This is a genomic window from Streptomyces sp. NPDC000941 (assembly GCF_053599555.1).
Genome location: NZ_JBSFMM010000308.1, coordinates 1 through 10637, shown reverse-complemented (window position 1 = coordinate 10637; position 10637 = coordinate 1). Strand labels below are relative to the sequence as shown.

The 10637-nt window shown below is 63.8% G+C and carries 8 protein-coding genes; 5 read left to right on the top strand and 3 right to left on the bottom strand.

What is annotated here, in order from left to right; translation table 11 throughout:
• Nucleotides 1–105 precede the first annotated feature (105 nt).
• The 3 genes from ACWDSL_RS48840 to ACWDSL_RS48830 form a co-directional block, all read right to left on the bottom strand.
• Nucleotides 106–792 carry a thioesterase II family protein gene (locus ACWDSL_RS48840; RefSeq protein WP_450495641.1) on the bottom strand — a complete coding sequence of 229 codons (687 nt, stop codon included), beginning with the start codon at nt 790–792 and terminating at the stop codon, nt 106–108.
• An 83-nt stretch (nt 793–875) separates the two neighbouring features.
• A complete protein-coding gene (locus ACWDSL_RS48835; RefSeq protein WP_450495640.1) occupies nt 876–2789 on the bottom strand; it encodes an ABC transporter ATP-binding protein in 1914 nt (637 codons plus the stop codon).
• Between the two features lie 53 nt (nt 2790–2842).
• Nucleotides 2843–3724, bottom strand: coding sequence for a TauD/TfdA family dioxygenase (locus tag ACWDSL_RS48830; RefSeq protein WP_450495639.1), 882 nt, complete (start codon nt 3722–3724; stop codon nt 2843–2845).
• 563 nt (nt 3725–4287) lie between these two features.
• Here ACWDSL_RS48830 and ACWDSL_RS48825 point away from each other — a divergent pair.
• The 5 genes from ACWDSL_RS48825 to ACWDSL_RS48805 form a co-directional block, all read left to right on the top strand.
• Nucleotides 4288–4533, top strand: a complete 246-nt coding sequence (locus ACWDSL_RS48825; RefSeq protein ID WP_158104730.1) for an acyl carrier protein — start codon at nt 4288–4290, stop codon at nt 4531–4533.
• 2 nt (nt 4534–4535) lie between these two features.
• The gene (locus ACWDSL_RS48820; protein ID WP_450495636.1) at nt 4536–5780 is read left to right on the top strand and encodes a beta-ketoacyl-[acyl-carrier-protein] synthase family protein; all 1245 of its coding nucleotides are present in this window, start codon (nt 4536–4538) and stop codon (nt 5778–5780) included.
• A 44-nt stretch (nt 5781–5824) separates the two neighbouring features.
• A complete protein-coding gene (locus ACWDSL_RS48815; RefSeq protein WP_450495634.1) occupies nt 5825–6952 on the top strand; it encodes a beta-ketoacyl synthase N-terminal-like domain-containing protein in 1128 nt (375 codons plus the stop codon).
• Nucleotides 6953–7039: 87 nt separating this feature from the next.
• Entirely contained in the window at nt 7040–7258 is a 219-nt protein-coding gene (locus ACWDSL_RS48810; protein WP_089513805.1) for an MbtH family protein, read from the top strand.
• Nucleotides 7259–7388: 130 nt separating this feature from the next.
• The coding region (locus ACWDSL_RS48805) for an amino acid adenylation domain-containing protein (protein WP_450495632.1) at nt 7389–10637 on the top strand (3249 nt) is incomplete at its 3' end.

Genomic DNA, 10637 nt, shown 5'->3' with positions numbered 1-10637 from the left:
AATCACGAGTCATGGCCTTTCTTGGTAATCGAGCAGAAAGAGGTCTTCGCCAGGGTGAGGGTTGACGGTACTCAGAAGTGGGGCCTGCTGAACTGCTGAGGCAGTCTAGTGATCCGCTCCGCGGACCAGATCGGAGACGAATCCGGGTTGGCAATCCGACAGATAGAAGTGGCCACCGGGGAAGATCTGAAAGCGGAAGGACCCTCGCGTCGATTGCGCCCATGCCCGGGCGCTGTCGAAGTCCACGTCGGCGTCCTGGTCACCCACATACGAGGTGATAGGCGCCGAAATCGATCTGACCGGCTGGGGGCGATACGCCTCAATCAGGCGGAAGTCCGCACGTATTGCCGGTAGCGCCAGGTCCCTGAGGTCCGGGTCGTCGAGCGCTTCCGCATTGCCGCCGTTTATCCTGCGGATTTCGGAGAGCAGCGCTTCGTCATCGTCGCTGACGGGCTCCCGCCCCATCGGCATGTGGGGAGCTTCTTGTCCCGAGACGTACAGCATTCTCGGGCTGACTCCGAAGGTTCTCTCCAGCTGACGAGAGACCTCGAAGGCTACCGATGCCCCCATGCTGTGCCCGAAGAGAGTGAAGGGGCGGTCGAGGAAACGCGACAGAGAATGGGTGATCCCGGCAACGAGTTCGTCCATGTGCTCGACGCAGGGTTCGGCGAGGCGTTCCTGTCGGCCCGGGTACTGGACCGAGAGCAATTCCACATCGGTTGGCAGGAAATCTGACCAAGAATAGAAAAAATTGGCGGAGCCGCCTGCGTGAGGGAAGCAGACCAAGCGCATGCGTAAGTTGCTTGGAGTTCTGTTTCGTCGGATCCAGCGATCTGTTGGATTGAAACCTGTGCTGAGCAACTTGTCCCCGTTTTTTAGTCGGCTGCCGCGGCAACCTGCTCGAATTGCGCCTTGTAGAGCCGGGCGTAGGCCCCACCGGCCGCCAACAACTTCTCGTGTGTGCCCTGCTCGACGATCGAGCCGTCCTCCATCACCAAGATCGTGTCCGCATCGCGGATGGTCGAGAGTCGGTGAGCGACGACAAAGCTCGTACGGCCGTGAGCGAGCTGCGCCATCGCCTTCTGGATCAGTGCTTCGGTGCGGGTGTCGACCGAGCTGGTCGCCTCGTCCAGGACGAGGATCACGGGATCGGAGATGAAGGCGCGGGCGATGGTGATGAGCTGCTTCTCACCGGCGCTGACCCCCGCTCCCTCGTCGTCGAGGACCGTGTCGTACCCGTCCGGCAGTGTTCGGATGAAGCGGTCGGCATGCGCGGCACGCGCCGCCTCTTCGATCTCGTGGCGGGTGACGGATCGGGCGGAGCCGTAGGCGATATTGTCCGCGATGGTGCCACCGAACAGCCAGGTGTCCTGGAGGACCATGCCGATGCCGGCCCGCAGCTCCTCGCGGGGCATATGTGAGATGTCGACCCCGTCCACCGTGATCCGCCCGCCGGTCAACTCGTAGAAGCGCATCAACAGGTTGACCAGCGTGGTCTTCCCGGCACCGGTCGGTCCGACGATGGCGACGGTCTGCCCGGGCGCGACGGTCAGCGACAGGTCCTCGATGAGTGGTCTATCGGGGGCGTAGCGGAACGATACGTTTTCGAATGAGACGCTGCCCTTCAGCCCTGCGGAGCGGGCGGACGAGCCGGGTTCGGGCGATTGTTCCCCCGCGTCCAGCAGCTCGAAGATCCGCTCAGCGGAGGCAACCCCCGATTGCACCATGTTCGCCATCGAGGCAACTTGTGTCAGTGGCTGGCTGATTTGCCGCGAGTATTGGATGAACGCCTGCACCTCTCCGATGGACAGCGCACCGGAGGCCACTCGCAGCCCGCCCACGACGGCCACCAGCACATAGTTCAGGTTCGAGACGAAGAACATCAGGGGCTGCATGAGCCCGCTGTTGAACTGGGCCTTGAAACCGGCTCGGTAGAGCGCTTCATTGTGTTCGGCGAACGCCCGGGCCGATGCCTCTTCGCGGCCGAAGGCCTTCACCAGGGAATGACCGGTGTACATCTCCTCGATGTGTCCGTTCAGCTTGCCGGTGGACTTCCACTGCTGAGCGAACAGCGGCTGCGACCGTTTGCCGACCCGCATGGCCACGACCGCCGACAGCGGCACGGTGATCAGCGCGACCAACGCCAGCAGGGGGGAGATCCAGAACATCATCCCCAGCACGCCGACGATGGTGAACAGCGAGTTGATGAGCTGGCCCATCGTCTGCTGCAGAACCTGATTGATGTTGTCGAGGTCATTGGTGGCCCGGCTGAGCACCTCCCCCCGCTGCCGTGTGTCGAAGTACGACAGCGGCAGCCGTGACAGCTTGGCCTGCATCTCCCCGCGCATCCGGAACACCGTCCGGTTGATCGCGCGGTTGGACAGTCGAGTCGCCACCGCCATCAGCAGCCCGGCCAGCAGAAAGACGCCGAGGGCGAGCAGTACGACGGAGCCCACCGCGCCCGAGTCGATGCCCTTGCCAGGCGTGAAGTCCACCCCGGACAGGACACCCACACCGTCCTCGCCCTTGGCTCGCATCTCGGCGATGGCCTGTTCTTTGGACACCCCATCGGGGAACTGGCGCCCGACCAGCCCGGCGAAGATCAGGTCGGTTGCCTCGCCGAGGATCTTCGGCCCCAGTACGGAGAGCGCGACGCTCGGCACACCGACGAGCAGCATGGCGAAGACCGTGACCCGTTCCGGTTTGAACTGGGCAATAAGCCGCTTGCTCGACCCCTTGAAGTTCATCGAGCGCTGGTTCGGCCTTCCCGCGGCCGCTGATCGTGCCATCACCCGTCCCTCGACACTTTCAGTCCGAAGACACCGTCAGTCTGAAGACACCATCAGTCCGACATCGCGACCAACACCCGGCGTGGGCCGGCGAACGGCCGTCGCCCGTGGCCCACGAGCACGTTGTCGACGAGGAGCAGACTTCCGGCCTGCCAATCCACATCGACGGCCAGGCGAAGCCCGATCTCCTGGATATGCGTGATGTACTCGTCGGGGATGGGGCTGCCGTCGGCGAAGGTGACGGACTGCGGCATTTCGTCTTCGGACAACAACTCGGCCATCTCCCGGGCATCGTCGCCCAGGCCCGCGATGTGGAACTGATCAGCCTGGTTGAACCACACCTCGGTGTCGGTGACGGGGTGCCGTGTCGTGGCCGGGCGTAGTTGGCTGATCCATAGAGTGCCGTCGCCCTTCCATTTCCAATCGGCTCCGGCCTTATCCAGGAACGCCTCGACCTCGGCGGGGTCCTCGGTCTCGAACGTGGCCTGCCAGCTCTTGCCGAGCCCGTAACCGTCGTGGAGGTTCTGAATGTACCGGACTCCTCCCGCGAACGCTTCATGAATCTCGGGGTCTATGGACTCCAGCCAGAGTTGTCCGTCGACCACAGGAGTGGCGCCGCCGCTGGTCGGGGCCTGCTCGCAGAAGAACAACAGGCGAGATGGCCAAGTGTATGCGTACGACATCTCATTGTGCATGGAGATGGTGAACTCGGGCGGGTATTCGGTCGATGTGTAGACGTTCTGTCCGACTTTGGTACGCGGCGAGTTTCCGTGGATGTACGCCAGGCGGCGAGGCAGGAGGGCGGTGGCCACCTCGTCATAGGACTCGGCGGTGATGCCGAATCCACGGAAGACGAGCGCCTTCTCTTTCACCAGCAAATCGGTCAGATCGACCAGGTTTAACAGGTCGACCAGTCCGGCCGGGCTCGCTGACACACTCCCGCTGTCCGGAGTCAGTTCACGCGGTTGCCAACTCGGAGCTATCAACCGTCCGAATCCTCTCCAACGTGGCTGTCGCCCCACCGGGGACGCTCAGCCGATCCCAAGCAAGCCTGGCATGGCCAGAGTTGTGCGTAACTGACCCTACTGGCCTATCGGCTTCTGTGGAGGTTCCTCTCTTGTACAAGTTGAACGAAGTGCCTGCCGTCAACTGCCGGAAGTGAAACTCGGGGTGAGCGGATGAGTGCGTGGGGTCAACTCGGGTTCTTGACATGGCGCCAAGCAGATGAAATGGGATGTCTTCGTTCAAGTGGCCTGCATCCAGGGCAGAGTGCGCGAGAGAATCTGGAGAACTGGTAGACGAAGTGGCGCAGTTGGTGGATACACTGCGCCCGAGGGGGATGCCTGGAAGCGGTTGAGGCCTAAATGATCGGCCTTCATGTCGAGCCGTGTCCCGGAGAGAATCCTGCGGAGGATGACCGGGCCTGGTTAATCGCGGCGAACCAGCGCCTGGCCTGAGCTTTCCTGCAACCTTGTGTGCTGAGAGATGGGGGATCGCATTGTCTGACGACGAGCGCGAGGCGAAGGTCCGCGAGATCGTTGCTAACGTTGTTGAGCTGGATGAGTCGAGCCTCACCCGAACCGGTCTGCTCGTCGAAGAGCATGGTGCCGACTCACTCGATGCCATCGAGATTCTCACCCACCTTGAGACGACTTTTTCTGTTGAGATCGACCCCAAGGCGGCCTCGCGGATGGTCAACATTGACGCCATCCTGGAGATACTCGACGAATACGGAGCCAAGTAGCCTTGACAACAAGGGAAGCTGACCCGAGTCGTCGCCGGGTGCTCCTCACCGGAGCGGGAGTGCTTTCCAGCATTGGTAACGGGGTGACGGAATATAAAGATGCCTTGCGTGCCGGGCGTGTCGGCACGGCTCCAATCACCTTGTTCGATACCGCTGGGTTTCAGTACGCGCGCGGCCACCAAGTATCCAATATCGATCTGACGGACCATATCCATCGGGTCCCGCTCGCGGACCTCGGCCGGGCATCACAGTTTTCGGTAGCGGCCGCACGCATGGCCGTGGCGGACGCCGAGCTGACTGAAGAGGATCTGCGGAGCAAGCGTGGCCTGATAGCGATCGGGACAACCGATGGCGAAGGCCATGACCTCGATCACTTGGCGGAGACGGCGCTACGGCATGGGCCGGACCGCATGGAGCCGGAGATCGCCCGCCGAGCCCCCGCCCTGAGCTTGTCGATGGCTGTCGCCAAGGAATTCAGGCTCTTCGACGTCGAAGTCTCGACGATCCCCACGGCCTGCTCCGCCGGTAACTACGCGCTGGGCAGCGGCCTTGACGCGGTGCGTTCAGGCGAAGTCGACTATGCGCTGGTAGGCGGAACCGACGGGCTGTGCCGTAAGAACTTCGCAGGATTTTACCGGCTCGGGCTGATCTCCCCTGACGAATGCCGCCCCTTCGACGCGGACCGAGAAGGACTGCTGACCGGCGAGGGTGCCGGCGTCATGCTTCTCGAAAGCGAAGAGTCAGCGCTCGCACGGGGAGCGCATGTCTATGCGGAAATCCTGGGATACGGGCTGAACTGCGATGCGCACCATCCCACCGCGCCCGAAGAAGGCAGCGTCGCACGCTGTATACGCCTCGCGCTCGACGATGCGGACCTGAAGCCCGAGGACGTCGACCTCATCGCCGCGCACGGCACCGGCACCAAAACCAACGACCTCACCGAGACTCGGGCGATTCAGCAGGTCTACGGCGACAGCCCACCCCCGATGGTCGGCATCAAGTCCATGATCGGCCACACCATGGGGGCGGCGAGCGCCCTCGGGGCCATCGCCGGAGCCCTCGCCATCACGCACGGATTCATCCCGCCGACGGCCAACCACCGCCGGCCGGACCCGGAATGCCCCATCGACTGCGTCCCCAATCAAAGTCTCGACGCGGAGGTGCGAATCGTGCAGAACAACGGCCTTGCGTTCGGTGGGAACAACGCCGTCGTCATGCTCGGCAAGTACACCAAAGATCCGCGTTGAGTCGCGCATCCCGCGTGCCTGCTTCTGGAGAGGGAACACCAGCGATGAGCGACGAGCCCCGCGGGCCGAATCAGATCTATATCTCCAGATGGTCGGCTGTTTCCCCCTTCGGAATAGGCAGCGCCGCATTCTCCGAGGGACTTCACGCCGGGCGGAAGACCGCAGCACCCCCGAATCCGGACGATTGGCAGACCGTCCCGGATACCAATATCTGCCTGGTTCCGGACTTCAACATACGAGAAGTTCTGGGAAAGAGCGGAACGCGCGTACTGGGGCGTGAGGCCGCCTTGGCGGTCACCGCGGTACGCGAACTCTTCCACGAGGCGCCCGAGGAAGCCCCGATATCCGGCGGGCCGAACATCGCCATGGTCATGGGCACCACCACCGGTACCCCACAGGGCTATATGGACTTCACCAAGGCATCCCTGACCGGACCCAAACCGCACCATGTGCCGGCCGCGCTCGCCCCGAACATGGTGATGAACCGCGCCGCTTCAGCCAGCGCCATCTGGCACCAGCTTCAAGGGCCCAACAGCACCATCGCCGGCGGCCGGGCGGCTGCGCTGCTCGCTCTCAAATACGGGCAGCGACTGCTGACGCATCGGCGTGCCGAACGAGTGCTGTGCGGTGGCGTGGAGGAGTACTCGAACGCCCGCTCGTGGCTGGAGTACCACCGGCGTGGGGGAGGGGACGTGGTCCTGGGGGAGGGGTGCGCGCTCCTGCTGTTGGAGACGGAAGCGTCACTGGCCTCTGGGCTCCGTCCCGCCCTGGCCGAAGTCCTCGCGGTGGAGTTCCGTGTCAACACGGACGACGACCTCAGCGGCGTGCTCGGCGCATGTCTGCACGGCGCACTGGCCACCGCCAAGGCGACCGCGGAAGACGTCTGGGCCGTGATGCCCAGCGGAATTGCCGGACCAGCGGGCGAAGAGGAAATCAGGCTTCTCGGAAGTCTCTTCGACTCCGCCGCGCTCTCTCGCGCATCCGTCGCGGATCTGATCGGCGACACCTCCGCGGCCTCTGCGGGCTTCGACATGATCGGCATGCTCAGCACTGCCGCCCGCTCCCCGGAATCCGTTGGCCGTCTCGGCGTCGTCAGCTCGATCGACCCCGATGGGTCGGTCGCCTGCGCGATCGTTCGACTGCTCGACGGTGTTCGGCAAGACCAACCGTAAGACAAAACCGTAAGACAAACTCGAAGGATGCCCGGCGGCAGTCGGCAGCGAAACCCGTCCTGTTATGCATTCGAGTGGAGGAAAGTCATGAGCAACCCGTTCGAAGACCCCGACGGCACCTACCTGGTTCTCGTCAACGACGAAGGCCAGCACTCCCTGTGGCCCACGTTTGTGGAGGTACCGGCCGGATGGGTCTCCGTGCACGGCGAGGACAGCCGACAGGCGTGCCTCGACTACATCAACGAGCACTGGACCGACATGCGCCCTCGTAGCCTGGTCAAGGCCATGAACGAGGCGGCTTCGTAGACGGATGTGAACAAGCTTGTTGATGGGGCCGCGGGACCTCTTCTCCGCCTCGGTCCCGCGTCCCCATCAACAAGCAGCAGTACATGCTGACGGAGCAGGCGAACGGAATACACGGTCAAGGTGAGTGACGATGCCTGAAGGTCGGAACACACGTCGAGAACTGTCGACGGCCCAGTCTGGAATCTGGTTTGGCCACAAGTTGGATCCGACCGGCCACTCATACAACGTCGGCGAATTCGTCGAAATCCACGGCGAACTGGACCTGACCCTGTTTCGCGAAGCTTTCCGTCACACATTCAGGGAAACGGAGGTGCTTCACGTCCGCTTCGAGGAGGACGACGGCAAGGTCTGGCAAACCATCCAGACCCCGTCGGATCCCGACCTGTCCGTCATCGATGTCTCGGCGGAGCCGGACCCGATGGCGGCGGCGGAGCGATGGATCAACGAGGATCTGGCCCAGCCGGTAGAGCTGGACGGCGGACGGCTTTACACATTCGCTCTGTTCACCGTCTCTCAAGATCTGACGCTTTGGTATGCGCGAACCCATCACATTGTGGTGGACTCCTACGGCGGTGCCATATTCCAGCGCCGCCTCGCCGAGGTATACAACGACTTGAGGAAAGAGGTTCCCTACTCAGCCGGGAGCCTCGGGTCCTACGACCTGCTCCTCCAAGAGCAGACGGAGTACCGCACCTCTGAAAAATACTCAAGCGACCGGCAGTACTGGATCGACAAGTTCGCGGACCACCCGGACGCCGTCAGCCCAGCCGTCGGGAACGGAAACGCCCACGCGGGCGGAGATTTCCTCCGCTCGTCGGCCGACTTGAACCCCTCGGAAGCCGATCTCCTGCGTGCGTTGGCCCTCACCGCGCGCACAACCTGGTCGGTCGTCGCGGTCGCCGCCGTCGCGGCGTATCTGAACCGACTGTCGGGAAGCCGGGACCTTGTCTTCGGACTTCCCGTGATGGGACGCAAGAGCGCGAATTCAAGGATCACCCCGAGCACCGCCTCGGACGTCCTGGCCCTGCGCCTCAGCCTGCGTCCCGACATGACCTTCACTTCGCTGATCGAGCAATCGACGCGCGAAGTTCGCGGATCTCTTCGTCGCCAGCGCTACAGGTCGGAAGAGCTCATCCGCGAGCTACGGTCTCTCGGCCGGGACCGGCCCCTGTGGAATGTCTCCGCGAACATCATCTCCTTCGATGAGGACATCTACTTCACCGACCGGCCCGTCATCCCGCACAACCTGTCCAACGGCCCTGTGCGTGACCTGTGCATCGTCGTACGCGGTGGGGATGAAGGTTCCGGCATCTCCATAGACTTCGACGGAAACGCCGCGCTGTACGGCCGTGAAGAGCTGGAGCGTCTGCAGAGGAATTTCCTCCGGCTTCTCAAGAACCTGATCGCCGCGCCGGACACCGCCATCGGGCAGGCCGACCTCCTGGATCCTGCCGAACGACGGCAGCTCCTTCACGGATGGAACGACCCGGTACATCAGAAGTCGGGCGCGACGCTACCGGAACTCTTCGAGGCACAGGCGCGGAGCGCGCCGGACGCTGTGGCCGTGGTCTTCGTAGGCCAGGAGCTGACGTACGGGGAGCTCAACGCACGGGCGAACCGGCTGGCGCGGCATCTGATCTCGCGAGGTGCAGGGCCCGAACGGCTCGTGGCCTTAGCACTGCCTCGGTCTGCCGAACTGGTGGTGGCGTTGTTGGCGGTGCTCAAGTCGGGGGCGGGATATGTGCCCGTCGACCCCGATTACCCCGCCGACCGTATCCGCGGAATGCTCCAGGACGCCCAGCCCGCCCTGCTCGTCACGCGCAGCACCATCAACGACCGCCTGCTTCAGGACGCGGTCCGGCATTCCCTGGAACAGACTCAACTCATCCTGCTCGACGAGGTCGAGACGGCGAAGTCCATCGAGCGCTGTCCGGACGCTGATGTTGCGGATGAGGACAGGGCTACGGCACTTTTGCCCCGACACCCGGCCTATGTCATCTACACCTCCGGCTCGACGGGCCGGCCCAAAGGCGTCGCGGTCACGCACGAGAATGTGGTCCGTCTGCTGTCGGCTACGAAGGACCGGTTCCAGTTCCAGGCCACGGACGTCTGGACCATGTTCCATTCGTATGCCTTCGACTTCTCCGTCTGGGAGGTATGGGGGTCTCTCCTGCACGGTGGTCGGCTTGTCGTGGTCAGTTACACGGCAAGCCGTTCTCCGGACCTGATGCTCAAACTCATCCGCGACGAAGGCGTGACGATCCTCAATCAGACGCCTTCCGCCTTTTACCAACTGATGCAGGCCGAGGCCGAGGAAACGGCCCGGGATTGGTTCTCTGCCACCCGTTTCATCATCTTCGGCGGCGAAGCGCTCGATGCGCGGCGGCTGACGGACTGGTACCAACGGCATTCTGGTGAGCGCCCTGTCCTGGTGAATATGTACGGCATCACCGAAACCACGGTTCACGTCACCTTCGCTCCGCTCAGCGCGGCCTCCCCGATCGGAGAAGTGGGCGTCATCGGCCGCCAGATAGCCGACCTCAGTGTGTATGTGCTGGATGCGGGACTGCAGCCGGTGCCGGTAGGCGTGGCGGGGGAGCTGTATGTGGCCGGGCCCGGCCTGGCGCGTGGCTATGTGAACCAGCCCGCCGTGACGGCGGAGCGGTTTGTGGCGAATCCGTTCGGCACGGCGGCGGGGTCGCGGATGTACCGGACGGGGGATCTGGTCCGGTGGCGGGCGGACGGGCAGCTGGAGTTCGTGGGGCGTGCGGACGCCCAGGTCAAGGTGCGCGGTTTCCGTATCGAGCTGGGTGAGATCGAAGCCGTTCTGGCCGCGCAGGACACGGTGGCACAGGCAGCGGTGCTGGTGCGCCAGGACCGTCCGGGCGACAGGCGTCTGGTCGGATACGTGGTGCCACCCGCCGACAGTGAGGTGCGGACCGACACGGCAGCGGTGCTGCAGTTCGTCAGGGATCGACTGCCGGACTACATGGTGCCGTCTGCCTTGGTGGTGTTGGAACGCCTGCCATTGACGCCGAACGGAAAGCTGGATGGTAAGGCCCTGCCTGCCCCCGACCACGCGGCAGTCATATCAGGGCGCGCGCCGCGGACAGCGAGGGAGGAGATTCTGTGCGGTCTGTTTGCGGAGGTGCTGGGCGTCGCCGAGGTCGGCATCGACGACAGTTTCTTCGCACTCGGCGGACACTCACTGCTGGCCACACGCCTGATCAGCCGTATACGGACCACCCTGGACACCGACCTCAGCATCCGCGACCTGTTCGAGGCCCCGACCGTGGCCGACCTGGCCGAACACCTTGAGGCGTCGGCGGGGAACGCCACCCGGGCCAAGCTCGGCGTGCGCGCGCGGCCCGAGGCGGTG